Here is a 26,064-nt window from a genome sequence, read left to right on the forward strand (position 1 = left end):
GAGATGGCGTGCCTCTGCCGCCATCACCGCCTTCCTGCTTGAGGAGAGCCCTGAATGCCCGAGACACTGACCCACAAAATCCTGGCCAGCCATCTCGCGTCCGGCGGCCTGACTCACGGCGCCGACATCACCATCGCCGTTGACCAGATCCTCATCGAGGACGCAACCGGAACCATGACCGCCATGCAGTTCGAAATGCTCGGCATGGACTCCGTCGCCGTGCCGCTGGCGGTCATGTACGTCGATCACAACGTCCTGCAGATCGATGAAAAGAACATGCAGGACCACCACTACCTCCGCACCTTCTCCGCCCGCTACGGGCTGCGCTACTCCCCCGCCGGGCACGGCATCTCCCACTACATCCACCTTGAGAAATTCTCCAGGCCGGGCCAGGTCCTGGTGGGCGCGGACTCCCACACCTCAACGGCGGGTGCCCTCGGCATGTTCGCCCTCGGCGCCGGCGGGCTGGAGGTCGCCGTGGCGATGGCGGGCTACGGGTTCGACTTTGTGTGCCCCGCCGTCGTGGGGGTGGAACTGACGGGCACGCTCGGACCCAATGCCGAAGGGAAGGACGTGGTGCTGGAGCTGCTGCGCCGCCATGGCGTGCGGGGCGGCCGCGGGAAGGTGTTCGAGTTCTACGGGGAGGGTGTGGCTTCCCTGTCAGTCTCGGCGCGCGCGACCATCTGCAACATGATCATCGAGACAGGTGCCGCCACAGCCATCTTTCCCTCCGATGACCAGACCCGCGCGTGGCTCCGGGCCCAGCGCCGAGAGGATCAGTTCGTCCCCCTGGCGGCCGACGCCGGCGCAGGCTACGACGACGACGAGCAGATTGATCTATCAAGCCTCGTTCCGCTCGTGGCGCTGCCGCACTCACCAGGCAACGTCCGTCCCGTGTCCGAACTGCCGCGCACTGAGGTGGTCCAGGTCTGCGTGGGTTCCTCTGTGAACAGTTCGTACGAGGACCTGGCCACTGTGGCTGCCATCCTCAAGGGACATACCGTCCATCCGTCCGTCCAGCTCACGGTGACGCCGGGATCACGCCAGATCCTGCAGACGATCATCGCCTCCGGCGTCTATGAGGATCTTATGGGGGCCGGGGCGCGGATGCTCGAGCCGGTATGCGGCCCCTGCGTGGGCATCGGGCAGGCACCTACGGAGGGTGCGCCGTCGTTGCGCACGTTCAACCGCAACTTCCCGGGCCGCAGCGGTACAGCCGAGGACTCCGTGTACCTGTGTTCGCCGTCGACCGCTGCTGCCAGCGCGCTGGAAGGCGCCATCGTCGATGCCTCCACCGTCAGCCGCGGCGAGCTCCGCCCTGCCACTCCTCCGCATCCGGAAGTCCATGACCTGCATATTGCCGGTGTCCTGCCCCTTGAGGCACGTCGCAACATCGAGATCGAGCGGGGCAGCAACCTCGTCCCGCCGCCACAGCCCACACCGCTGCCGGCTGACCTGGACGCCCGGGTGCTGATCGCCGTCGGTGATGACATCTCCACTGGTGACATGGCTCCCGACGGCGCCATCGCCATGTCTGTATGGTCCAACATCGCCGTCTGTGCGCGCTTCATGTTCCGCCGCCTGGACCCCGGTTTTCACGATCGCGCCCTCGAATGGGGCGGCGGAATCATTGCGGGCGGGGAAAACTACGGGCAGGGTTCGTCGCGGGAGCATGCCGCCCTGATCCCGTTGTACTTGGGGGTCCGGGTGGTCGCTGCCCGCAGCTACGCGCGGATCCATCGCCGCAACCTCATCGCCGCCGGCATCGTGCCGCTGATCTTGCCCTCCGACGCGCAAAGCTCAACCGGGCAGCGGTGGGTCATCGAAGGGCTTGCTGACGCCCTGGCCGATGGTCGCCGCTCCGTCACTGCCCGAGTGGACGGAGGCACCGAGTTGACGCTCGGTCTCGACTTCTCTCCGGCCGAACGTGCCGTCCTCACTGCCGGCGGCCTGCTGGCCCAGGTGCGGACCGGCGGGCGCTCCATGCTGGCCGGCGACGCCGTCGTACAGGACAACGCGGCAGTCGTTTCGCAGAGCCGATCTCCACGGTGAGGCCAGCCGCCGTCGGCCCCGTTCGAACACCGGCGCGTCGACCGGGACAGCGCGCCACGGCCATCGCGGCGCTGACAACGGTGGTGGCGGTGCTGCCGGTCTTCCTCGTCGGCGGGCTGGCTGTCCAGCTTGAGCAGGACCTGGGCATGACGGCGTCAGCACTCGGAGTCGCGGTCTCCACCTTCTGGGCTGTCTCAGCACTGCTGTCCGCCCCGGCCGGGTATGTGGCGAGCGGACTGGGGCTCCGCCGCGGAGTCCCGCTCGCCGTCGGGCTGGGCTTTGTTGCACTGGCCGGCATCGCCTTCGTCACTCCGCACTGGGCGTGGCTGATCGTCTGGCTCAGTTTCGCCGGTACCGCAAACGCCCTGATCCACCCGCTGTCCAACGGCCTGATCGTGGACCAGGTGGCGGTACGCAACCGCGCCTTCTCGTTTGGCCTCAAGCAGGCCGCCATTCCGACGGCGACGCTCACCGCCGGCCTGTCCGTCCCGCTATTCGCTCTTACCGTGGGGTGGAACTGGACCTTTGCGCTGGCAGCACTGCTGGCGGCGGCCCTGATCCCGGCGCTGCTCCGCACCCTCCCACGCACTGCCCCGTTCCAAGGGCGCTCCGGTAAAGCCGCCAGGGAACCGCTCCCCCGGAGGCTGAAACCATTCCTTTTTGCCACCGCCGTGGCCAGTGCCCTGGGAGCCGGGCAGGCCAATGTAGTGGGTGCTTTCACTGTGACCATGGCTGTGCAGGCGGGATTCGATGCCGCCGGTGCGGGCCTATTGCTGGGCGCCGCCAGTGTGGCCGGGATTCTGGCCCGCCCGCTGGTGGGTATTGCCGCGGACCGGGGGATCGGCGGCTCGATGGCCACGGTGGCCCTGATGATGGGGGCCGGGAGCCTGGGGCTGCTCGGCATGGCGTCCGGTTTCCCGATCGCCTATGCAGCCGGAGCCGTCGTCGCGTTCGGTCTGGGCTGGGGCTGGAACGGCCTGGCCCATTACGTGGTCTCACGCACGGCGCATCCGTTCACCATCCAGGCCACCGGGATCACTCAGAGCGGTACCTACATCGGCGGAACGCTGGGGCCGTTGCTGTTCGGGATCGTTTTCTCCCAGTTCAGTCCCGCCGTTGGATGGACGCTTGCAGCGCTGGTCGCAGGTGCCGGGGCGGCTGCCTCGCTGGTCGCGTTCCGTTTGGAGAAGCGATTGCGCACCAGCTAGTTGGTTAGGACAGGCGCGACAGCACTGCGGCGGCGAAATCCACGGTGGTGGCGGTGCCCTTCAGGTCCGGCGTCGCAATGCCGTCCGCCAGCGTTCCCTCAAAGGCAGAGGTCAGGGACCGGGCGGCCTCCGCCTCACCGAGATGGTCGAGCATCATTGCAGCGGCCCACAGAGCGCCCACCGGGTTGGCGATACCCTTGCCCGCAATATCCGGAGCAGAGCCGTGCACGGGCTCGAACATCGACGGGTGCCGCCGCTCCGGGTTGAGGTTGGCGCTGGGTGCAATGCCGATGGACCCGGCAATACCAGCTACCAGGTCCGAAAGAATGTCCCCGAACAGGTTCGACGCAACGATGGTCCGGATACTCGTCGGCTTCATCACCAGCCGTGCCGCCAGCGCATCAATGAGCACCTTTTCGACGACGACGCCGGGGAACGCCGTGATTGTCTCCGCCACCACCTCATCCCAGAACGGCATGGTGTGGATGATGCCGTTGGACTTTGTTGCGGAGACGAGCCGGCCGCCGCGTTCGGTGGCGACGTTAGCGGCATAGCGCGCCGCCCGGGCGATACCGCGCCTGGTGAAGACGCTCTCCTGTACCGCGAACTCGCCTTCGGTTCCGGCGCCGAACCTTCCTCCGATCTGGGAATACTCGCCTTCAACGTTCTCCCGTACCACCACGATGTCCAGGTCCTCGATGCCGGGCATGGCACCGACGATGCCGGGCAGCAACCGCATGGGCCGGAGGTTGATGTACTGGTCGAACTCCCGGCGGATAGGGATGAGGAGCCCCCAGAGGGTGACATCGTCGGGCACGTCCGGTGTCCCCACGGCTCCCAGGTAGATGCCATCACCGCTGCTCAGCTGCTCTATTCCGTCAACAGGCATCATGCGGCCCGCCTTGCGGTAAAAGTGGCTGTTCCAGTCCCGGACCCGCCACTGGACGTCGAAGCCGTACATTCCGGCGACGGCGTCGACGCACTGCATCGCGACGTCGGTGACATCCACGCCAATGCCGTCGCCGGGAATCGCATCGATGACATAACGGCGGCTCATGCGCATCCAATCGTTCGTGGTGTTTAAAGAGCATATGCGGAGGGCCAGGCGCTCCGCCCCAACGAATCACGGCCCGGTTCAAATTAAGGGGCCGGCAATGCCACAAACCTCCGCTTGTGTCCTCCGCCCGGTAGCACGAGGATGGCGCTTGCCACCGGAGCGCGCCCCGACGCCGTCTCACGCACGGGACAAGACCGGATTGCTGAACACTCCAAACGAGTCATGGCAGCTGCCCTTTCCGTTTCCGCCCGCCTCGGGCATCGCCCTTTGGCGCAGGTGGACCGGTTCTCGCATTGACGGCTCACGCCTGAATTCCCGTTTGGGGCTCTGGCGGCCAAAGGGCAGCAGGCGTAGCGTCGATCACAAGGGCAGCCGGGCCGGTGGGCAAGGCCTGTTGGCCAGTCCGGCAGCATGGGGTTCTCCCAAGGAGGCAGGCATGGCAGGTGGAACGCCGACACGGCGGCCGGGCCCTTAGGGGCTGGAACAGTCACATTGGTGGAGGGCTCGTCCTTCTGTATCTCCATGCCGAATGGAGACATCCATCCGGAGCATCCCCACGGCCTTTTCGTCCAGGACACCCGATATGTGTCCACGTGGGCCCTGACGGTTAATGGGCAGCCGCTGGAGCCGCTCGCGGCCGAGGTAAAGGAGCCCTACCGTGCCCTTTTTGCAGGACGCGTCCCGCGTTCTGATGGTTATGCGGACAGTCCCCTTATTGTCGAACGGCTGCGCGAAGTGGGTGCGGGCATCCGGGAACAACTCACGGTCCGGAATTTTTCCCTGATACCCATGGAGTGCGTCATCCAGCTGGTGGTTGGGTCGGACTTTGCCGATTTGTTTGAGGTCAAGGAAGCCAGGAACCAGAGGCAATGGGAGGAGCACCGGCGCGCTGACGTTGGAGTGCTGAGAATCCACGGCCGGTGGAGGGACGTCGAAAAGGACATCGTCATCAATGCTCCCGATGCTGACGTGACCACCGACGCCATTACCTGCCGGGTCATAATCCAGCCAAGGTCGGAATGGTCCACGACTGTCATCGCCGTGCCCGCCACGGGAAAGGCCGGCCAGCCAGCCTTCAGCCACACGGGCGGGGAGTTGTCTCCCAGCGATCGGCGCCACCGGGAGTGGGTAGCCAGAATCCCGATGCTGCGGATGGGAAATCCCGCAATCGAACGGACCCTCCAGCGCAGCTACGACGACCTGGGAGCGCTGCGAATCGAGGACCCAGACCATCCGGACCGCGTGGTGGTGGCCGCCGGAGCGCCCTGGTTCATGACCATTTTCGGCCGAGATTCGCTCTGGGCCTCTGAAATGGCACTTCCGGTGGACCCCTCCCTGGCGCTGGGCACGCTGCAGACATTGGCCGACCGCCAGGGAACCGTCGTTGATCCCGTCAGCGAAGAGGAACCTGGCAAAATCCTCCACGAAGTAAGGCTCGATGTCTCAAGCGGGCTCTCCCTGGGCGGAAAATCCACCTACTACGGCAGCGTGGACGCCACCCCGTTGTTCGTTGACGTCCTGGGGGCCGTCAGCCGCTGGGGATTTGCCAAGGAAACCATCAACGCATTGCTGCCCCATGCGGACCGGGCACTGGAATGGATCCGCGACTACGGCGACAAAGACGGCGACGGTTTCGTCGAATACCAGCGGCTCAACCCCAATGGCCTGATCAACCAAGGGTGGAAAGACTCGTGGGACGGCATAAATTTCGCCGACGGGCGGCTGGCGGAGCCGCCTATCGCGCTCTGCGAAGTCCAGGCCTATGTCTTCGCTGCATACTTGGCCCGGGCATGGATGGCATACGACGCTGGCGACTATGAGGTCGGAGACACTTACGCTGACCGCGCAGCCGTCCTGAAGAAGCGGTTCAACGAGGAGTTTTGGATACCCGAACGCGGCTACTACGCCGTCGCCCTCGACGGGAAAAAGCAAAAAGTCGACGCATGTGCCTCCAACATGGGCCATTGCCTGTGGTTGGGACTAGTGGACGAGGACAAGGCCGCGCAGGTGGCCGGGCACCTGATGTCCCCGGAGATGTTCAGTGGCTGGGGTATCCGCACGCTCGCAAGCGACATGGGCGCCTATAACCCCGCCAGCTACCACAACGGTTCCGTGTGGCCGCACGACAACGCGATCATCCAGGCGGGCCTGGTCCGGTACGGGTTCGTGGAAGAGGCACAGCGGATCTCCACGGCGCTCCTGGAAGCTGCCGACTTTTCCGGCGGCCGATTGCCGGAACTTTTCTGCGGGTTCAGCCGCGACCAGTTCACCGAACCCGTCCCCTATCCCACCGCGTGCTCGCCCCAGGCATGGGCAGCGACCTCACCGATCCTGCTGCTAACCAGCCTGATGCGCTACGACGCCCACGTCTCCCGCGGCGGAGTCTGGCTGGACCCCGTACTGCCGAAATCCTACGGCGACCTTCAGATCACCAACGCGCCGCTGGGCAGCAACCACGTCACCATCAACATCACAAACGCAGTCCCCAGCATGGAGGGCCTGCCCGAAGGAATAACCTTCCACCGAGGGCACCGTCCCTGGATCACCGAGCTCGTAGAACAAGCCAGCCGAGACCGCAGAACCTGACGAATAGGGCCAGGAGGATCGACAATCCGGCTACATTTCCAGCCGAAGGTCCGGGTTGTTATGTCGGTTGTCCCATCTTTTCTCATCGTTCTGGACAGGAACGGCCGGAGTGACCGCCGGCCGTTCCTGTCCACTCTGTTCTCCTTGAATTCTGGCCGGTTATCCCTTCGGGGTCACCTGCAGCCTGTCGAAGGAGGCCTGTTTGCCGTCCTGGTCGAGGACCACGACGTCGTCGCGTCCGTTCTGGACGTCAGCCGGCAGGATGAACTCCACAGTGTTGTCCGTAGTGGGGAAAAACCAACCGATGCGCTGGCTGTGCTTGTTGAGGTAGACGTAGTACCACTGGCCGTATTCGAGGCCGTTGAGGACCACTTTCTGGCCGTTGCGGTACTTCTCCGCGGTGCCCAGATCGAACGGCGGAAGCTGTTCCTCAAGGTCCTGCACGGTCAGCGCCGGAACGGTTTCCGGGCGCGCCGGCTGCAGGTCCAGGACGGTTTCGCCGCCGGCCAGCATTGCGGAGATCTGCTGTGCACCGTTGGCGGCGGTGACCTCGAACTCCACAGCCTCCAGCCGTCCGGCGGCGATGTCGGCAGCGGTCAGGACGTAGTCGCGGGTTGTCGTTACGGTGGCGCCCACCCCCAGGCCCGGTTCGTAGATGGCAGCGTCAGGGGCACTCAGTTCCGTCAGGGAGACATTTCCGGCGTTGCCCAGGGTGTAGGTGTAGGTGACGGTGTCGCCTGCGGAGGCATACCGGTCCCCGTCGGTGTCCTTCCACTCCGTTGCTACGGTGCCCTCAAGCCGTGCATCACGGACCTTGAGGTCCACTTCCCCGCCATCAACGGCGTAGGTCCGCGCAGACTGGCCGGCAGAACTGACCTCCCACGTGGTGGCCGGAACAAAGAAGCCCTGCTCGGCTTCCGCCGCGGTGACTTCATGCCGCGGGGTGGTGCAGGCGTAGCTCTGGCCGGCGGGCAGCACACCGTAGCGGCAGTTGCCGGGGCCTTCAGGGACAAAGGGGCTGAAATTTCCGGCCGTGGGAACGACCTTCTCCGTCAGCGGGCTGGTGTTGGTCACATTGAATGTGTAGGGAAAGGCTTCCCCGGCGGTGTAGGGCTGGGTGGCCAGGTCACGGCCGGCATCGTTCCGGGCGCCGCTGATGTCCGCTGCAACCAGTCCGTCCCGTAACGCAACGGCCGCACCGGTGAACGTGACCGTCTTGGTGAGGGATGGCGTCGAGCTGGCCGTGATGGTGAAGCTCGCCTGGGGAACAAAGTAGCCGCGTGCGATGTCCTCGGCCGTCAACGTGTGCTTTGCCGTGGTGCAGTTGTAGCTTGAACCGGCGGCAAGGTTGTTGTACCGGCAGTTCGGAGCCGACGGCGGAAGGAAGCCGGCGTCGAAGGTGCCGGATACGGGCACCGAGTTCGCCGTGACGTTGGCCGTGCTCCTGACGTTGAACGAGTAGCCCAGCGCCTCGCCCTCACGGTAAGGGTTGGCGATGACGTCCCTGGCAGGTGCGGATCCTGTGACGGAGAGGCCTACCTGCGGCGCCACCGGAACGGTGGCCGTGAAGGTGTGCTGCGAGACCCGGCCGTCCGACGTCGTAATGGCCGCGTTGAGGTTTTGCGGACCGCTGGCGCTGGTTGAGGCGGTCAGGTCGACGTTGACGGTCACCGAGGCGCCGGGCGCGACGTCGGGCACGGGAACCGTGGAGGCGGACCAGCCGCTGGGGGTGTAGACCGTGGCGTTCGCGCCCGAGAGCGTGGCGGCTTCCTGGTTGGTGATGGTGACAGGGACCTGCTGGGTGGCACCGGGTGCGGTGGTGACAGCCGGCACTGACAGCGGAGCGCAGGCGTAGTTCAACCACGCGTCGTCGAACTTGGAGAACGTGATGTTGTCCGTGTAGTTGCCCTCGTAAAGGACCCCGAACTGCCCGTCTTCCAGCCGGGTCACGGTGGAATAGGCTGAGAAGCCCGGACGGATGGTGCGGACCCCCGGCCAGGTCGCTCCGTCGTCACACGAAATCCTTGCCGATACGTTCTCCCGGCCGGTCTTGGAATTGGAGTTGGTGAAGATCAGTTTCCTGGCCTCAGCGGATCCTTCCGCTGCCGCAGGATACATCCGGGCGATGGCTCCGTTGTTGGCCGGGTCCGGAAGTTCCGTGTCCTGCGTTACCGGGCCGTAAGTGGCGCCCCCGTCGGTGGAGATCGCCACCTTGCGGTAGCCCTGGTTGGCGTTGTCGCGGGAGTTCAAGAGGACCCGGCCGTCCGAAAGTTCCACGGTTTTGTTTTCATCCATGCGGTCACCCACGTTGGCACCCTTGTGCCAGGTGGCCCCGTGGTCATCCGAGAAGACGCTGTAGGCCTGGATCTTATTGGTGCCGTCAGCTTGCCTGACATCCCCGGCGTACTGCTGGATCAGGCGGCCCTTGTACTGGCCGTACTTGAGCTGGATCCCCTCTCCGGAAGACGCAAAGTTGGATCGGATGTCACCTGCTGCGGGGTTCGTCTTGTTGGTGCCCGGCTTCGTGACGCTGGTAATCAGCCGCGGTTGGCTCCAGGTGACGCCGCCGTCGGAGGACTCGATCACGGCGGAGGATATGACAGTGCGGTCGGCATCGTCGTTTCCGTACTGGCTGCCGAAGAAGCCCTGGTCCTTGGAGTAGACGAAGAAGGTGAACACCTTGCCGGTCTCGGCATCAAAAATGTAGGAGGGGTCACTGTAGCCGTACTTGGGGGTGGTGGCATTGCCGGTGTGGCCCGCAGCGATGACCTGCACGGGACCCCAGGTGCGGCCGCCGTCGGTGCTGCGCCGCTGCACGATCGAGTTGGGGTTCGGGGCGTCGGCGGCGCTTCCCGGCCTGCCGTCCCAGGAGGCCAGGACAACCCCGTTTCCCAGGTATGTCATGGCCGGGATCCGGTAGAAGAAGTTGCTGGCGGTCCGGTCTGCCGCCAGGTTCATTTCCGAAAAGGTCCCGGGAGGTGCCGTGGGGCTGTTCGGCGGGATGGGGGCGGCTCCGGCAGGAACGGCTCCGGCCAGCAGGGCAAGGGCCAAGGCCGCTGTTCCTGCACTCCTTGCCACCACTGCTGCGCGTCTGGTTCTTCTTTTGGTGGAACCCAAATTAGATGTCCTTTCGGGGGGCCCGCTGCATTTGCGGGCCTGGTGAGGTGACCGTCGGGAAGGTCAAAAATACGCACCTTCTACATACGACGTCCTACCACCGTATAGTGGTCGGCTTCACATTGCTAGACTTAAGGGGTGACGTCCTACATCTTCCCTCATGTCCCCCGACTCCCAGATGCCGTCCCGGCCGTGGAGCACGTCCTCGCCACCCGCGGCACCGGCGGCTACCGGCAGTACCGCATCCCGGCGCTCGCCGTCACCGCACAAGGAACCCTGCTGGCCGCCTACGATGGCCGGCCCAACCTTGATGACCTGCCAAGCCCCATTGACCTGCTGCTCCGCCGCAGCACGGACAGCGGCCGTACATGGGGCAAGCAGGCCGTGGTCCGCACGGGAAAAGGCCTCGAGGGTTTCGGGGATCCGAGCCTGCTGGTGGACATGGAAACGCAGCGCATCTTTCTCTTCCATGCGGCGGGCACCCGGGCGGGATTCTTCGAAGCCACCGCAGGCCACGATCCGGACGATGAGTACGTCCAGCACTGCGATCTCAGCTTCTCCGACGACGACGGCCTGACCTGGCAGCACCGCAGGATCACCAGCCAACTGAAGAACAGTACTGACCGCCCGGTCACGGGAATCTTTGCTGCTGCCGGCCAGGGCATCCAAATCCATTCAGGACCTTTTACGGGCCGGCTGGTGCAGCAGTTCGTTGTCCTCTGCGAGGGCACCATCATGGCCGCCTCCGCGTACAGCGATGACCACGGAGACTCCTGGACCCTCGGCCAGCCTGTTGGTGAGTGTACGCACGGCTTCAGCCCCAACGAAAACAAGGTGGTTGCACTGGCGGACGGCCGCCTCCTGCTGCACAGCCGCGGCACGCCGCGCCGCCTGGCAGCAACATCAGACGACGGCGGGGCCACCTGGAGTGCGCTTAGTCCCGTTGAGGAGCTTCCGGATCCGAGCGACAACGGTTCCCTTGTCCGTTTCGACGGCCTGCCCAATGTGGCCGGCCGGGCGGACGGCGCCACCGACTCGTGGCTGCTGGCCACCAACAACCACGACACGGCCCTGCGGCGGAACACTGTACTCAGCCTGTCGCCGGACAACGGCCGCACCTGGCCAACGAAACTGGTCCTGTGCCCGGGAAGCTCCGCGTACTCGACGGCAGCGCGTCTCCCCGACGGCAATATCGGCGTCCTGTATGAGCGGCAGGGTTACCGGGAGATCGTATTCGCCTCCGTGCCGCCGGAGCAGCTCACGCAACAACGTGCTGCGCCTCCCGAGACTTCGCCCTGGGAGGAACCAGGACTGGTATTCGATATGGAACTCCGTTCCATCACCCCCGGACGCCCGGCAGCCTGGCTCAACGCGGGTGATTTCCACGTCATGCCTGCCAATACGGGAGCCTGGAACGTCCATACCTGGAAGGAGATCGGCCAGGGCTACTCCGACGAATCAGCGCAAGTTATCGGCACCCGGGAGGCACAGGACCTGAACTACGGCCCTGTCACACCCGGTTACAGGGCCGGTGACATCCTGGCTTTCACCGGCAGGGCACGCAATCGCGGCACTCTCCCAGTGACCGAGATGCGCCTGGACGGCCCGGGCGCGGATGCGTTCCCCGCTGCGGATCTCCTGCCCGGGGCGGAAGCGCTCTACTTCACTCCCACGCACACCGTGACCGAAGCCGAGGTAGAGCGAGGGTCCGTAGAAGTGGCGTACACGGTCGAGGGAGTCGTGGGCGGTTCCCGCCACCGCACGTCCCGGACCTTTCATTTCGATACTGCAACAGGGGCGGTCCGCGTCGAACACAGGCCTTGGTCGTGACCGACTTCGGGCCGGACCGTCACTGATCTGCAGTTACGGCACTCCATCCCGGTCAGATCGGCGCCTCCACCAGATCGCACATCTGCCGCAGGCGCCCTGCCCGGTCGCCGGCCGACAGGCCATGCTGGGGAAGCCCGATCTTGAAGCCTGAGATGGCTACCGGCCCCGCCGCCGCCAGGCAGCGCTGGACCTCGGCGCGGTTCAGCAGCGAGCTCGGCGGGGCACCATCAACCTCAAGAGCAGGGAGGTGGGCATCAATCCATGGGTATCCGAACTCTGTTGGCTCCGGGGAGCATCCGGAAAACATAATCCCCGCGAGGACGCCTGCTTCCCGGGCAAGCAGCAAATGCTCAACTGCGGTGCCGGTGTCCCCTGATTCAATGACGGACCGCGCCCAATTGACCAGGACTCCAACCTGATCCCATCCCTGGCCCTGGAGCGAGGCGACGACATTGACCTCCTCAGCGAATGTCAGAAAGCCCTTCTCCGGCCTACTCCCCTGCCGCGGAGCGTCGCAGTGCTCCACGAGCACACGCGTGCTGCCCCATTCCCAGTCGAGTACTTCCTTGAGGGACTCCTCAAACAAGCGGGGCGAGGAATGCAGTGGCGGCGCGGAGTGCAGCTCAATTGCCTCCACCTTGTGCCCCTCGCCCGCGAGGCGGGAGGCATAATCCCGCACGCCTGAAACAAACTGCAGCGCCGCCCTCCGCCCTTCATCGTCCCTGGAGGCCAAGCCGAAAGTGGGGGCCTGGCTCACTCGCTTCATGGTGCCGGGAATTGCGGTCACTACGGCCGACCACCCCTCGGGAGCCCCCGCAGGCCACGGGCTTCCGCCATGGGGGCCGTAGGGCAGCTCCAATCCCCGGATTGAAGGGATACAGCCCAACTCCTGGTAGAAGCGCTGCGGCAGGTCTTCCGGCTGGGCAGGATAGGCACCAACGATGAGGGACGACATTTGGACTCCGTTGTGGATGGCGAACGCACTTGACGATGCGCTGTGATGGGACTTAAAGTTTTATCACGAGCTCGGACGTCCTACATCCCATAAACCCTCTGGAATCGCGAGGCCCACATGAACATCTCCTCCAAGAACCTGCCGCTGGTCAATGACGCCAGCCGCCGGAACTTCCTCAAGCTGACTGGCGCCATGGGCGTCGCCGCGGCTTTCACCGCTTCAGTGGCTGCGTGCGGCAGCCCGGCAGCCACAACCACCGGCGGAGGCGCCGCAAGCGCCGCCGCGATCAACAAGGACCTCATCATTGAGGCGGGCATCTCCTACGCACTCTCCACCGGTTTTGATCCCCTGAGTTCCTCCGGAGCCACGCCCATGGCCGCGAACCTGCACATCTTTGAAGGCCTCGTGGAGCTGCATCCGGCCACCCGCGAGCCGTATAACGCCCTGGCAGCCGCGGACCCCAAGAAGGTAAACGACACCACGTACCAGGTGACCATCCGCGATGGTGCCAAGTTCCACGACGGTTCGCCCGTCACCACCGAGGACGTCGCTTTCTCGTTCACCCGCGTCATGGACCCGGCAAACAAGTCCCTGTTCTCGCAGTTCATCCCGTTCATCCAGGACGTAAAGCCCGTCGACGCAAAGACGGTGGAGTTCACCCTGAAGTACGCCTTCCCCGGCTTCGGCCCCCGCATCTCCGTGGTGAAGATCGTCCCCAAGGCACTCGCCAGCGACCTGAAGGCCTTTGATGCCAAGCCGGTGGGCTCCGGTCCCTACAAGCTCATCTCCGCCGTCAAGGACGACAAGATCGTTTTCGAGGCGTTCGCCGACTATAACGGCCCCAAGCCTGCGCTGGCCAAGGGCATGACCTGGCACCTGCTCTCCGACGCCGCTGCCCGCGTCACCGCCGTGCAGTCCGGCCGTGTCCAGGCCATCGAGGACGTCCCCTACCTGGACGTGGAAGGACTCAAGTCCAAGGTCAAGGTTGAATCCGTCCAGTCCTTTGGCCTGATGTTCCTGATGTTCAACTGCGCAAAAGCGCCCTTCAACAACAAGCTCGTCCGCCAGGCGCTGCACTACGGGCTGGACAAAGACGCCATCATCAAGAAGGCCCTCTTCGGCAACGCCAAGCCGGCCAGTTCCTACTTCCAGGAAGGCCACCCGGACTACGTCAAGGCCAAGAACGTCTATGGCTACGATGCCGGTAAAGCTGAACAGCTGCTCAAGGAAGCCGGCGTCACCAGCCTTGAGTTCGAACTGCTCACCACGGACACCGCCTGGGTCAAGGATGTCGCGCCGCTGATCCTCGAGTCCTGGAACAAGATCCCGGGCGTGAAGGTCACAGTGAAGAGCATCCAGTCCGGCGCGCTGTACGCGGACCGCGTTGGCGCCGGTGACTACTCCGTCGTCGCGGCTCCGGGCGATCCGTCAGTCTTCGGTAATGACGCGGACCTGCTCCTGAGCTGGTTCTACTCGGGCGCTACCTGGATGGAAAAGCGTGCCTACTGGACCGCGCCTGAACGCGCCAAACTGCAGGAACTCATGAATAAGGGTTCGCAGGCAGCTGCGGCAGATGCCAAGAAGATCACCGGCGAAATTGTGGACCTCGTCTCAGAGGAACTTCCCCTGTACCCGATCTTCCACCGCCAGCTGCCCAGCGCGTGGGACGACAAGAAGCTCAACGGCTTCAAGCCGCTGCCCACCACTGGCATGTCGTTCATCGACGTCGGCCGCACGTCCTAGGCAGCCCCTTGCGTTGCGAGGCCGGCCCCGCGCACCTGATCCCCTCGGGAGCAGCCAGGGCAGGCCTCGCAACTTATTGAACTGCAGCATCCAAACACACCGGAGAATAAATTGGTCACGATATTGCGCCTGCTGGGCCGCAGGCTCGCAGCATTGCCATTGATGATCCTGGGCATCACCCTGCTGGTCTTCCTCGTACTGCAGGCCGCACCGGGCGATCAGGCAAGCTCGGCACTGGGCGAAGGCGCCAGCGAAGAAGCAAAGCAACAGTACCGCCAGGAGAATGGGCTGGACGATCCGCTGGTCGTCCAATACTTCGCTTTCCTTGCAAAGCTGCTGCAATTCGACCTCGGGGTCACCACACCGCCCGCCAAGTCCGTGGCGTCGATGATCGGCTCAGCGTTCCCGCTCACGCTCCAGCTGACGTTCCTGGGCGTCATTATCGCGGTGGTCGTATCCCTGGTATTCGGAATCCTCGGCGCACTTTACCGTGATAAGTGGCCGGACCAGCTGGTCCGGGTCTTCTCCATAGCCGCCATCGCCACACCGTCGTTCTGGCTGGGCATCCTGCTCATCCAGTGGTTCGCCTTGGGCTCCAGTCCCCTGTTCCCCTCAGGCGGAATTGCGACGCCGGAATCAGGTTTTGGCGGATGGCTGAACTCCATGGCCCTCCCGGCCCTCGCCCTCGGCATTCCCGTCTCGGCATCACTGATCCGCGTGGTCCGCACCTCAATGGTGGAGGAACTGGACCGGGACTACGTGCGCACAGCCATCGGCAACGGTGTTCCCTACCGTGAGGTGGTCTCCCGGAACGTGCTGCGCAACGCACTGGTGACTCCGGTGACCGTGCTGGGACTCCGCGTCGGCTACCTGCTGGGCGGCGCCGTCGTGATTGAAATGATTTTTGCCCTGCCCGGCATGGGCCAGCTCATCCTGAACGGCATCACCAACCTGGACGTCAACCTCGTCCAGGGCGTGGTGCTCACCATCTCCGTCACCTTCGTTCTGGTGAACATCGTGGTGGATCTCCTGTACTTGCTCATCAACCCCCGAATCAGGACGGTATAGCCCATGCGCAGCAAACTCGCTGAACGGCTGAGCGCCCCGGGCCTCCGGTTCAAAGCCCTGCCCTGGGGCTCCCGCATCGCCCTCCTCTTCCTCATCACGGTCGTCCTGGCCGCCATCCTCGCGCCGGTCCTCGCCCCGCACGATCCGCTTGAGACCTTCATCCCGGCCACCCCGCCCGGCGCCGAGCATTTCTTCGGCACCGACCGGCTGGGACGCGACATCTTTTCCCGCCTGCTCTTCGGCGCCCAGTCCTCGCTGCTGATCGGCCTCGGCGCCGTTGGCCTGGCCATCCTGGTGGGCGCCCTGCTGGGCTCCTTCGCAGCGACGTCCAGCAAGGCCGTGAACGAACTGATCATGCGCCTCATGGACATCCTGATGGCCTTCCCCGGCATCGCCCTGGCGGCGGTACTGCTGGCAGCGTTCGGCAACTCGGTTCCCACCATCATCATTGCGATCGCCATCATCTACACCCCGCAACTGGCCCGCGTGGTCCGCGCCAACGTGCTGTCCCAGTACGGCGAGGACTACGTCCGCGCCGAACGCGTCATCGGCGCCGGCCGGTTCTACATCCTCCTCAAGCACATCGTCCGCAACACGGCCGCCCCCGTGCTGGTGTTCGCCACGGTCATGGTGGCCGACGCCATCATCCTCGAAGCGTCGCTCTCCTTCCTGGGCGCCGGCGTGCAGGACCCCGCGCCATCGTGGGGCAACGTGATCTCCTACGGACGCAACCTGGTGCTCTCCGGCGGCTGGTGGGCCACAACCTTCGCCGGTGCCACCATCCTGCTCACGGTTCTGTCGCTGAACATCCTCGCCGAGGGCCTTACCGACGCCATGGTGAACCCCAGGCTGCGCAAGGCGGCGGCCGTAAAGGACGACGACGGATCAGCTGCGGCTATTGGCGCTGCAGTTGCGGTGGACACGGAAGTTGGCACGTCCGTGGCCCAGTCCTCCGTCGTGGAACAGCACGAGCTCGACGGCGTCCAGGCGGCTCCCGGCGGCGTCCTTACCGAGGAGGACTACAACCAGGCCGCCGTCCTGTCCGACCCGAAGCTTGCTGCGGCGAACCCGCACCTGCTGTTGGATAAGGAACTGGAACTGCTGGCCGCCATCGAAGCCAGGCGCACCGACAGGCTCCCCCAAGTGGAACCGGGCGCCCGCAACGTGCTGGAAGTGAAGAACCTGTCCATCCGTTTCCCGGCCCGCTTTGGTGACATCGCAATCGTGGACAACGTCTCGTTCACAGTCCGCGAAGGCGAGACCATGGGCCTGGTGGGCGAGTCGGGCTGCGGCAAGTCCATCACGTCCCTGGCGGTCATGGGGCTTCTGCCCAAAACGGCAGAGGTCACCGGGTCCATCAAGTTCGACGGCAAGGAACTGCTGGATCCCGCCACGAAGCACAGCAGCATCAAGGCCTACGAAGGCCTCCGTGGTGAACAGATCGCCATGGTCTACCAGGACGCCCTGAGCTCCCTCAACCCGTCCATGAAGATCAAGGACCAGATGGAGCAGCTGACCAGGCGCGGCGGCCGCAAGACCCCCGCCGAGCTGCTGGAAATGGTCAAGCTCGATCCGGTACGGACCCTGGCCAGCTACCCGCACGAGCTTTCCGGCGGGCAGCGCCAGCGCGTGCTGATCGCCATGGCCCTGTCGCGCTCCCCCAAGATCGTGGTGGCCGATGAACCCACCACCGCCCTGGATGTGACCGTCCAGAAACAGGTGGTCGACCTGCTCAACGAGCTGCGCGAGCAGCTCGGATTCGCCATGGTGTTCGTCAGCCACGACCTCGCCCTGGTGGCGTCCCTGGCGCACCGGATCACCGTGATGTACGCCGGCCAGGTGGTGGAATCCGCCCAGGCATCCGAGCTTTTGCGCAATCCCAAACATGAGTACACCCGCGGCCTGCTCGGCGCTGTCCTCTCCATTGAGGCCGACGCCGTCCGCCTGCACCAGATCCCCGGCACCGTTCCCTCACCGCGCGACTTCGCACCGGGCGACCGCTTCGCGCCGCGTTCCCTGCGGTCCGACGCCGATCCCGACCAGAAGCTGGTCCTGACCCCGGTTGGAGCCGCGGGCGGCGGCGATGCCGACCACTACTGGGCAAGCCACCTGAAGGAGGATGCGAAATGAGTGAATCAACCGGCAAGCCGGTCATCGAACTCAAGGACGTCAAGGTCTACCACCAGGCGCGGGGCGGCAAACTCTTCCGGCCCAACATCGTCAAAGCAGTGGACGGCGTGGACTTCACCATCAGCCGCGGCGAAACCGTGGGTATCGTCGGTGAGTCCGGCTGTGGCAAGTCCACGCTTGCGTCAGTGCTCGTGGGGCTCCAGCCCCCGACGTCGGGCCAGGTGCTGTTCCACGGCAGGCCCGCCATCAAGCGGAACGCCGCGCTGCGCAAGGAGTTCGGCCGCTCGGTGTCGGTGGTCTTCCAGGATCCGGCCACTGCACTGAACCCGCGCATGACGGTCCAGGACATCCTCACTGATCCCTTGCAGATCCACGGGATCGGTACCGCCGCTTCCCGTGCAGCGAAGGTCAAGGAACTGCTGTCGCTGGTGGGACTGCCGCAGTCCGCAGCCGAAGTGACGCCGTCGCAGGTCTCGGGCGGCCAGCGGCAGCGCGTGGCGATCGCCCGGGCACTGGCACTGGACCCGGACATCATTGTGGCCGATGAGCCCACCTCGGCACTCGACGTGTCCGTCCGTGCCCAGGTGCTGAACCTGCTCTCTGACCTGAAGACCGAACTGAACCTCGGCATGGTGTTCATCTCGCACGACATCCAGACCGTCCGGTATGTCTCCGACCGCATCTGCGTCATGTACTTCGGCAAGATCGTCGAGCAAGGCAGCGCAGCCCAGGTGTTCGACAACCCCACCAACGACTACACCAAGAAGCTCTTGGGCGCTGCCCCGAGCCTTCTCCACATCTAGATCCCCCCATCAGCACCAATCATCGGAGAACCTACGTGTCCACCCAGTTCCAGGGCGTCATCCCGCCCGTCGTCACCCCCCGCCACGCCGACGGCAGCATCGACACGGCGTCGCTGACCAACGTCACCAAGCACCTGCTCGACGGCGGCGTGGCCGGACTGTTCGTCCTGGGCTCCTCCGCCGAGGTTCCGTACATGACCAACGCCGAGCGTGAGCTGGTGGTCAGCACCATCGCCGAAGCCAACGCGTCTGCTGGTGCTGACGCCGTGCCGCTGATCGTCGGCGCAAACGAGCAGACCACCAACCGCGTCATCGAGGAAGCGAAAAAGGTCATCGACCTCGGCGCCGACGCCATCGTGGTGACCTCCATGTACTACGCGATCGGCAACGCCGCAGAAACTGAAACGCACTTCCGCGCCGTCCACGCCGCCGTCGACAAGCCGATCTTCGCCTACGATGTTCCGGTCCGCACGCACTTCAAGCTCCCCACCGACCTGCTGGTCCGGCTGGGCCGTGACGGCGTGATTGCCGGCGTCAAGGATTCCTCCGGCGACGACGTCTCCTTCCGCCAACTGCTGCTGGCGGCGAAGGACATCCCGAACTTCGACATCTTCACCGGCCACGAAGTCGTTGTCGACGGCGCCCTCCTGGGCGGTGCACAAGGCGTGGTGCCCGGCCTGGGCAACGTGGACCCGCGCGGCTACCGCAACCTCGTCGACGCCGCCCAGGCAGGCGACTGGGCAAAGGCCGCATCCGAACAGGACCGCCTCGCAGACCTCTTCGAGATTGTGTACACCCCCAATGGCCGCGTCTCCGGCGGGGCGGCAGGCCTCGGTGCCTTCAAGACGGCCCTGCAGCTCATGGGCATCATCGAATCCAACACCATGAGCGTGCCGATGCTTTCCCTCAACGAAACCGAGACCACGGCCATCAAGGTGATCCTGGAACGCAACGGGCTGCTCTAGCACCGCCCAAGAAAGAGAGCAGATGCAGTACGCGATCGGTGTTGATCTTGGCGGCACCAAGACTGCTGCGGGCGTTGTTTCCTCCGCCGGCGAGGTCCTGTTCCCGGAGACGATTCCTACTCTGAACCGGGCCGGCAGTGATGCAATCCTCGATGCCACCGCTGGACTGGTTTCATCCCTCCTTGGCCGGGCCCGGGCTGAAGGCCTGGATGTTGCAGGTGTCGGGGTAGGCTCTGCCGGGGTGATTGATGCCGGGCGCGGCGTGGTGGTGTCGGCGACGGACGCGATCTTCGGCTGGACCGGGACGGCACTCACCGGCGGGTTGGCAACGCGGCTGGGCCTGCCGCCGTCGTCCATCAAGGCCGTGAACGATGTCCACGCGCACGCCCTGGGCGAATCCTGGGCAGGTGCCGCCGCTGGAACCGCCAGTTCGCTCCTGGTGGCTTTCGGCACCGGCGTCGGCGGAAGCTTTGTGCTCTCCGGGCACCCGGTTCTGGGCCACCGGTTCGTGGGCGGCCATGTGGGCCATTTCGCGTCACCCTACGCGTACGACGGCGGCACTCCGGTTCCCTGCGTTTGCGGCGGTTCCGGCCATGTCGAGGCCATAGCCTCCGGGCCCGCCATCCACGACACCTACCTGAGGCTCGGCGGCCGGGAGGGGGAGGCGGCTGACACGCGCGCCGTTTTCGCGCTGGCGGGAGCGGGCGACACTACGGCCATCAGAGCCGTAAGGCTCGGCGCGTCTGCCGCCGGCCAGGCTGTTGGCGGACTGGCCAACGTCCTCGACCCGGCGGTGGTTGTTGTTTCCGGCGGACTCACCGATGCCGGCGCCCCCTGGTGGGAACCCATGGAGCGGGCGCTGCGGGCCGAGCTCCTCCCCGCCTTGTCCGGGCTTCCGGTCCTGCCCGCCAAGCTCGGCAACGCAGCGGCTATCGCGGGCGCTGCGCGCCTTGTCCTGCCGCACACAAACCCCTCCGAAGGAACCGACCAGTGATCCTGACTTCCGAAGCACTCGAGGCCCTGCGCGGGCACCTCATTGTGTCCTGCCAGGCCTATCCCGGGGAGCCAATGCGCGATCCCCGGACCACGGGGCAGGTAGCCGCCTCCGCGGTTATTGGAGGCGCTGGCGCCGTGCGGGTCCAGGGCCTGGCCGACGTGCAGCACACGCGTTCCGCGGTAGAGGTCCCGGTGATCGGGCTCTGGAAGGACGGCCATGACGGCGTCTTCATTACTCCCACCCTTCGGCACGCACTGGCGGTCGCCAACGCCGGCGCCCATGTTGTGGCAATCGACGGCACCCGCCGGAGCCGGCCGGACGGCCTCACCCTGGCGCAGACGGTGGCCGGCATCCATGCTGAATCCCACGCCCTCGTGATGGCGGACTGTGGTTCCTTCGACGACGCCGCGGCAGCGGTCGAAGCCGGAGCAGACCTTGTGGGCACCACGCTGTCCGGCTACACCGGCGAGCGTCCCAAAACCTCCGGCCCCGACCTGGACCTCCTTCGGCATATCGCGGGAGCGGACTTTGGGGTGCCAGTCCTCGCCGAAGGCCGCATCCATACTCCCGCCCAGGCACGGCAGGCCCTCGACGCCGGCGCCTTCGCCGTCGTCGTCGGGACAGCGATCACGCACCCGGCCACCATCGCCGGCTGGTTCGCCGAGGCCCTGAAATGACGCCGCCGGCCGCGCCGCCCGGCAACTACCTCCTCTCGGGCACAGTTGTGACGGACGGGCATTCTGCCGCGAATTCCGCGGTCGCCGTAGTTGACGGCATCATTGCCTACGTGGGGCCCTTGGCCGATCTTGACCGCTCCGTCCTGCCTGAACTTGAACCGCTCGAACCTCCGGCCGGAAGCATGATCCTGCCAGGCCTGGTGGATTTGCACTGCCATGGCGCGGCCGGCGGTGACTTCCCAAGCGGCAACCTGGCCGCGGCCCGCACTGCCATAGACTTCATCCACCGCAGCGGTACCACTACCCTGCTGGCCAGCCTGGTGACCGCGTCGCGCGAAGACCTGCTGAAGGGCATGATGGCCCTGCGGCTGCTTAGTGACGACGGGCTCATCGCGGGCATACATGCCGAGGGCCCGTTCCTGTCCGACGCCCGCTGCGGGGCGCAGGACCCGCGGTTCCTGCTGGACCCCGACCTGGACCTGCTGGACGAGTTGCAGGCCGCCGCCGGCGGCCACCTGCGGACCATGACTTATGCGCCGGAACTGGCCGGCGCGGAGGCCCTGGTCCGAAAGCTTGCGGAGCACGGCGTGGTTCCGTCGCTGGGCCACACGGATTCTGACGCACGGACTGCGGCGGCTTCCCTCACCGAGGCCGCGGAACTGCTTGCCGCCTCCGGCCGCGAACCGATCTCGCGCCCCACGGTCACACACTTGTTTAACGGGATGCCTCCGCTTCACCACCGCAGCCCGGGCCCTGTTGCTGCTTGCCTTCGGCTGGCCGGCGCCGGCAGGGTGGCCGTCGAACTTATCGCCGACGGCGCGCATCTTGACCCGGATACCGTTCGGATGGTTTTCGAACTGGTGGGCGCGGACAACATTGTTCTCGTGACCGATTCCATGGCCGCCACAGGCCTGCCTGACGGTGACTATCGTCTGGGGCCTGCTTCCGTCTCGGTCAGGAATTCCGAGGCGCGACTGACCGGCAACGGGTCCCTGGCCGGCGGCACCGCGACCCTCCTTGACGTTGTCCGCCGCACCATCGAAGCAGGTGTGGATCCGGCTGCCTCCGTTAAGTCAGCTACGGCCGTTCCGGCGGCGATTATCGGCCGGGCCGGTGACCTTGGGAGCCTCCGCGCGGGCCGCCGCGCCGACGTCGTTGTGGTGGACCGGGACTTCCACCGCGTCCTGGTCATGCGCGCTGGCCGCATCCTGTGCCGCCCCGCAGCCCGGCCCTGAACCTGCCGTCTCCGGCTCCTTGTGCAGCGGCCCTACACTGCGGCGGATGCACCGCCCACGCGCACGGCTACCTGTCCGCTGCCTGGAGGCAATTGCGCAGCAGCGGCTTCGTCAGCCACCACCGTCACGTGAGGGTGCAGCTGCAGGACCGATGCAGGGCAGTCCGATGTCACAGGTCCGTTGAGGGCGGCAGCAAGGATGCCTGCCTTGTCCGCGCCGTTGACCACCAGCAGGAGATGCCGGGCTTCAAGAATGGTGCCCAGTCCCTGGGTGATGCAGAGCAGGGGCACGTCCGACGGCGAGTCGAAGTAGCGCGCGTTGGCCTGCCGGGTTCGTTCTGTGAGCATTTCAACCCGGGTCCGGGAATCCAGTGCCGAGCCCGGTTCATTGAAGGCCAGGTGGCCATTGTGGCCGATCCCGAGGATCTGCACGTCAATGCCGCCCGCGTCGGCGATGGCAGCCTCGTAGTCAGCCGCCGCGCGTTGGGGGTCCGGGGCACTCCCGTCCGGCACCGCAACCTTCGCGGGGTCAAGGTTCAGCCTTTCAGTCACTTCGCGCCGGACAACTTCAGCGTAGCTTTCAGGATGTCCTGCCGGCAGGCCCACATATTCGTCCAGCGCGAAGGCCCTGGTACGCGTCACATCAAGCCGGTGCCTGGCCAGAGCTTTATAGATCGGAAGGGGCGATCCTCCCGTTGCCACACCCAGCACGGCGTTCGGCTTACTGCGGATGACGGCTGCCAGGATCCCGGCCGCGACGGCGCCTGTGGCTGGGGCGGTAGGCACTACGAAAATTTCCACGGCAAAGCACTCTCTACGAAAAACGGAACCGGGCACGGGTGAGGCCGCCCGGAGCGCGGGCGTTGAAGGAAGTCCAGGCAGGGAGTCGGCGGGCGTCCGTCAGGAGGCCGCGACGTCCTTGAGTTTCAGGCGGATGCCGTCGAAGTGGCGCTGGAGGCGCTCTGATGCCAGGGTCTTGTCCCTGCCGGCTACGGCCTCGTAGATGTCCCAGTGGATCTGGACCTGTTCTTCAAGGTTGACCGGCCCGGAACCGAGCGCCTCATGTATTTGGCGGTACACCTGCCAGAACACGTCCATCAGGTTGATGAGCAGTTCGTTGTTCAGGGGTGCGTAGAGACGGCGGTGGAACTCCGCGTCATGCTCCGCGAGGGGTTCGCCTTTTGCGGCGGCATCCTGCATCGCCTGCATGGTGGACCGGAGGTCTGCAAGATGGTCCTCTGTCAAAAGGTCGATGGCCGAACCGATGAGACCCGATTCAAGTGCCTGCCGCACATCAATGAGTTCCATTGCTTCTTCGCCCTTGTGCCTGAGCGAGAGCCTGCCGCGGAAGGTCAGTCCGGACACCAGGGCACTGAAGTTGTTGGGGGCAACGAACATACCGAACCCGTGCCTGATTTCTATAACGCCGAGCGCCTGCAGAACCTTGAGGGACTCGCGGACAGTGTTCCGGCCTACACCCAGCTCAGCGGACAGTTCGCTCTCGGTGGGAAGCGCGTCCCCAACATCGAGGCCACGTTCCAGGATCAGTTCCATGATGCGCGTTTGAAGTGCCTGGGAACGGATTTGCGCGCTAAACCTTGCCGACGATACCGCTGCGGGTGTTACTGTCACGTCATCTCCTTCGACCGCACTCTGTCGGCGGCCTTCCTCTTTTAATAAGTGTACAGGAGATAGGACGTCCCTCCTTCGTTTTCGGGAAATGTTTTATCCGCTCCCGGCAGGGCAGGTGCCCAAGTTCCCGGGACGGCCGGTCCCGGGCATGGCGGCCACATCCACCCAGCGCCGGGTAGTCATAGTTTGCGGTTAGGGCTTGCGCTACGAATCAAGGCCACCACTTGCGAACCGTATCGTAATCATGCTTATGACGTGCAGCCGAATACGAACGGCACGGAGAATCGAGAAGGGCGCGCTCAGCGAACGGGGCGCGCTTTTTCGCGCCCAAGCGTTACGGAGTTGCGCCCGGGTCTCCGGTCATGCCGTCCTAGACTTTCGGCATGCACCCCTTAGCGGCAATCGGCCTGGTGTTCCTCACAGGGCTTGCCTGGATGGTCACCATCCTGACCTTGTTGATTGCCCTGGCCAAAGCCCGGCGCCGTCCTCCGGCTGAAATCAGGCACGCAGTCCACGCAGAGGCCCAAACGGCTGATGGCGAGGCAGCGTAGAGCCCTCGCCGCTTTCCATCGAGATGTTTTACCCAACAGTGGAAGGCAGTGATGGAGTCGAGAGTGGAGCTATTCGCAAGAATCCGCCGTGATGCCAGGGGCAGGGGCTTATCGATTCGGTCCCTTGCCCGCGAGCATCGAGTTTCCGCCGGACGGTGAGGCAGGCGTTGGCTGCCGCGGAGCGGCTGCCGCGCAGGGTGCCCGCCCGCGGGACACCGAAACTCGGCCCGTTGAAGGGTGTCATTGATGCGATGCTTTTGACTGGTCTGGACGCGCCACGGAAGCAACGCCTACCGCGCAAAGGATCTTTGACCGGCTGGTGGATGAGCACAAGGCGGTGATCTCGTATTCCTCAGATAGGGAGTACGAAACCTTCTCCGGCTGGACCAAAACCTTCACAGATCCACGTCTGTGGGCCGCGATTGTGGACCGGCTGCCCTTCAAAGGACTATCACCGAAACGGGCACAGACTCCTACCGGCTCGCCCATACGGTGGCCCAGCAAGCGGCTAGCCCAAGCGTCAAGAATGCCACGATATGCCGGTGTTCCCGAAGCGGACCGAGGCCTGAAGCCGGAACTATTCCACTACGAGATTCTGATGCCCGTCGATTAGCTCCCGGACGATGTCGAGGTGGCCCGCGTGGACGGACGTCTCAGCGAGCACGCGAAACAGGACCTCACGCCCATTGTGCATCGGTGGAGCGTCGAACACGCGGGTTGGCGGCCGCCAGCGGGGAGGGGCATCCAAATCGATCTTCGCAAGGACCTCATCACCTCGAGCAATTTCACGCTTGCCGGCGATTGCCCTCTCATCACCACCGAGAGCAGCCGATATTCAGAACATCTCGTCGTCGAAGGCCAGGTGGTTGAGTAGCTGTGCCATCGTCCAGCCCGACGGGACTAAAGTTCGCCGCATCGCATCGTCCTCGAGTCCCTCGCCTGTCCGAAGAACATGGCTTCGGTCCCTCGCGGGCCGAGCAAGCAGCAGTGCGTCGCTCACGTCGCGGGCTCGTATCCGACGAGCCAGTGAAGTCCGTGACGATCAATGACCTGGCCATCGGACGCGCCCCAGGGCTTTGGCGAGAGAGGATCGAGCACGGACCCGTCAACGGAGAGTTTGTCGAACCATTCATGGAGGACTTTCGGTTCGGCGGTTCCCAGCAGCGAGAGCATGATGCCTTCGAGCCGGACCGTTGTTTGGCCTTCGGCTGCGTCCGATCCTGCCAGGGCAACGACACCGTTGAGCACTCCATGAGCTACGGCTTCTGGCGGGCCGTCGCTCCTGCCGAAGTCCTCATAGGTGTGTAGAGACAGCTCACCGCCAAAAACATCTGCGTAAAAGTTCAAGGCTTCCCGCGCCGTTCCGGGAAAGTAGACATAGACTTGGGGCCCCTCCATGCGCCCATGGTTTTTGGGCGTCATGGCAGTGCTGTCCTTAACCCGATCGATAGTGGCATCC

The 26,064-nt window shown here is 65.0% G+C and carries 19 protein-coding genes and 1 pseudogene; 13 read left to right on the plus strand and 7 right to left on the minus strand.

Annotation, left to right across the window (positions count from 1 at the left end):
• Positions 1-54 precede the first annotated feature (54 nt).
• On the plus strand, positions 55-2,052 hold the full coding sequence (locus tag U7114_RS10060) for an aconitate hydratase (protein WP_321216111.1): 1,998 nt from the start codon (positions 55-57) through the stop codon (positions 2,050-2,052).
• Positions 2,049-3,260, plus strand: a complete 1,212-nt coding sequence (locus tag U7114_RS10065; protein WP_323057255.1) for an MFS transporter — start codon at positions 2,049-2,051, stop codon at positions 3,258-3,260. The genes U7114_RS10060 and U7114_RS10065 overlap by 4 nt, the downstream gene beginning before the upstream one ends.
• Positions 3,261-3,264: 4 nt before the next feature.
• Here U7114_RS10065 and U7114_RS10070 read toward each other — a convergent pair whose 3' ends face one another.
• A complete protein-coding gene (locus tag U7114_RS10070) occupies positions 3,265-4,317 on the minus strand; it encodes a tartrate dehydrogenase (protein ID WP_323057257.1) in 1,053 nt (350 codons plus the stop codon).
• A 411-nt stretch (positions 4,318-4,728) separates the two neighbouring features.
• Between U7114_RS10070 and U7114_RS10075 the strand changes: the two genes are divergently transcribed.
• Positions 4,729-6,903, plus strand: a complete 2,175-nt coding sequence (locus tag U7114_RS10075; RefSeq protein ID WP_323057258.1) for a glycogen debranching N-terminal domain-containing protein — start codon at positions 4,729-4,731, stop codon at positions 6,901-6,903.
• 159 nt (positions 6,904-7,062) lie between these two features.
• Here the strand turns inward: U7114_RS10075 and U7114_RS10080 are convergent, their stop codons facing one another.
• Entirely contained in the window at positions 7,063-9,954 is a 2,892-nt protein-coding gene (locus U7114_RS10080) for an exo-alpha-sialidase (RefSeq protein WP_416235551.1), read from the minus strand.
• 204 nt (positions 9,955-10,158) lie between these two features.
• On the opposite strand from U7114_RS10080, the gene U7114_RS10085 reads away from it, so the two are divergent.
• Entirely contained in the window at positions 10,159-11,850 is a 1,692-nt protein-coding gene (locus tag U7114_RS10085) for a sialidase family protein (protein ID WP_323057259.1), read from the plus strand.
• Between the two features lie 52 nt (positions 11,851-11,902).
• Here U7114_RS10085 and U7114_RS10090 read toward each other — a convergent pair whose 3' ends face one another.
• The gene (locus U7114_RS10090; RefSeq protein ID WP_323057260.1) at positions 11,903-12,805 is read right to left on the minus strand and encodes a DUF4862 family protein; all 903 of its coding nucleotides are present in this window, start codon (positions 12,803-12,805) and stop codon (positions 11,903-11,905) included.
• 117 nt (positions 12,806-12,922) lie between these two features.
• On the opposite strand from U7114_RS10090, the gene U7114_RS10095 reads away from it, so the two are divergent.
• From U7114_RS10095 to nagA, 8 genes are all read left to right on the plus strand, one after another.
• Positions 12,923-14,548: an ABC transporter substrate-binding protein gene (locus U7114_RS10095; protein ID WP_157242445.1), complete on the plus strand. Its 1,626-nt coding sequence runs from the start codon at positions 12,923-12,925 to the stop codon at positions 14,546-14,548.
• 111 nt (positions 14,549-14,659) lie between these two features.
• A complete protein-coding gene (locus tag U7114_RS10100; RefSeq protein WP_323057261.1) occupies positions 14,660-15,616 on the plus strand; it encodes an ABC transporter permease in 957 nt (318 codons plus the stop codon).
• A gap of 3 nt (positions 15,617-15,619) precedes the next feature.
• The gene (locus tag U7114_RS10105) at positions 15,620-17,746 is read left to right on the plus strand and encodes a dipeptide/oligopeptide/nickel ABC transporter permease/ATP-binding protein (protein ID WP_323057263.1); all 2,127 of its coding nucleotides are present in this window, start codon (positions 15,620-15,622) and stop codon (positions 17,744-17,746) included.
• Complete coding sequence (locus tag U7114_RS10110; RefSeq protein WP_310113657.1) at positions 17,743-18,549, plus strand: ATP-binding cassette domain-containing protein; 807 nt, start codon at positions 17,743-17,745, stop codon at positions 18,547-18,549. Before U7114_RS10105 ends, U7114_RS10110 begins: the two co-directional genes overlap by 4 nt.
• 35 nt (positions 18,550-18,584) lie before the next feature.
• Complete coding sequence (locus U7114_RS10115) at positions 18,585-19,514, plus strand: dihydrodipicolinate synthase family protein (protein ID WP_323057264.1); 930 nt, start codon at positions 18,585-18,587, stop codon at positions 19,512-19,514.
• A gap of 22 nt (positions 19,515-19,536) precedes the next feature.
• Complete coding sequence (locus U7114_RS10120) at positions 19,537-20,508, plus strand: ROK family protein (RefSeq protein WP_323057265.1); 972 nt, start codon at positions 19,537-19,539, stop codon at positions 20,506-20,508.
• Positions 20,505-21,188: an N-acetylmannosamine-6-phosphate 2-epimerase gene (locus U7114_RS10125; protein WP_323057266.1), complete on the plus strand. Its 684-nt coding sequence runs from the start codon at positions 20,505-20,507 to the stop codon at positions 21,186-21,188. Before U7114_RS10120 ends, U7114_RS10125 begins: the two co-directional genes overlap by 4 nt.
• The gene (nagA, locus tag U7114_RS10130) at positions 21,185-22,423 is read left to right on the plus strand and encodes an N-acetylglucosamine-6-phosphate deacetylase (RefSeq protein WP_323057267.1); all 1,239 of its coding nucleotides are present in this window, start codon (positions 21,185-21,187) and stop codon (positions 22,421-22,423) included. The genes U7114_RS10125 and nagA overlap by 4 nt, the downstream gene beginning before the upstream one ends.
• 32 nt (positions 22,424-22,455) lie before the next feature.
• Here the strand turns inward: nagA and U7114_RS10135 are convergent, their stop codons facing one another.
• Positions 22,456-23,223, minus strand: coding sequence for a glucosamine-6-phosphate deaminase (locus tag U7114_RS10135; protein WP_323057269.1), 768 nt, complete (start codon positions 23,221-23,223; stop codon positions 22,456-22,458).
• Positions 23,224-23,322: 99 nt separating this feature from the next.
• On the minus strand, positions 23,323-24,054 hold the full coding sequence (locus U7114_RS10140; RefSeq protein WP_323057270.1) for a FadR/GntR family transcriptional regulator: 732 nt from the start codon (positions 24,052-24,054) through the stop codon (positions 23,323-23,325).
• 383 nt (positions 24,055-24,437) lie between these two features.
• Between U7114_RS10140 and U7114_RS10145 the strand changes: the two genes are divergently transcribed.
• Complete coding sequence (locus tag U7114_RS10145; protein ID WP_323057271.1) at positions 24,438-24,605, plus strand: hypothetical protein; 168 nt, start codon at positions 24,438-24,440, stop codon at positions 24,603-24,605.
• A gap of 577 nt (positions 24,606-25,182) precedes the next feature.
• Here the strand turns inward: U7114_RS10145 and U7114_RS10150 are convergent.
• Both U7114_RS10150 and U7114_RS10155 read right to left on the minus strand, forming a co-directional pair.
• Positions 25,183-25,605, minus strand: a pseudogene (locus U7114_RS10150) (DUF664 domain-containing protein).
• The gene (locus tag U7114_RS10155; RefSeq protein ID WP_323057413.1) at positions 25,602-26,003 is read right to left on the minus strand and encodes a VOC family protein; all 402 of its coding nucleotides are present in this window, start codon (positions 26,001-26,003) and stop codon (positions 25,602-25,604) included. The pseudogene U7114_RS10150 and the gene U7114_RS10155 overlap by 4 nt, the downstream one beginning before the upstream one ends.
• Positions 26,004-26,064: the final 61 nt, after the last annotated feature.

The sequence above is a fragment of the Pseudarthrobacter sp. C1 genome (assembly GCF_034720455.1).
Classification (GTDB): domain Bacteria; phylum Actinomycetota; class Actinomycetes; order Actinomycetales; family Micrococcaceae; genus Arthrobacter.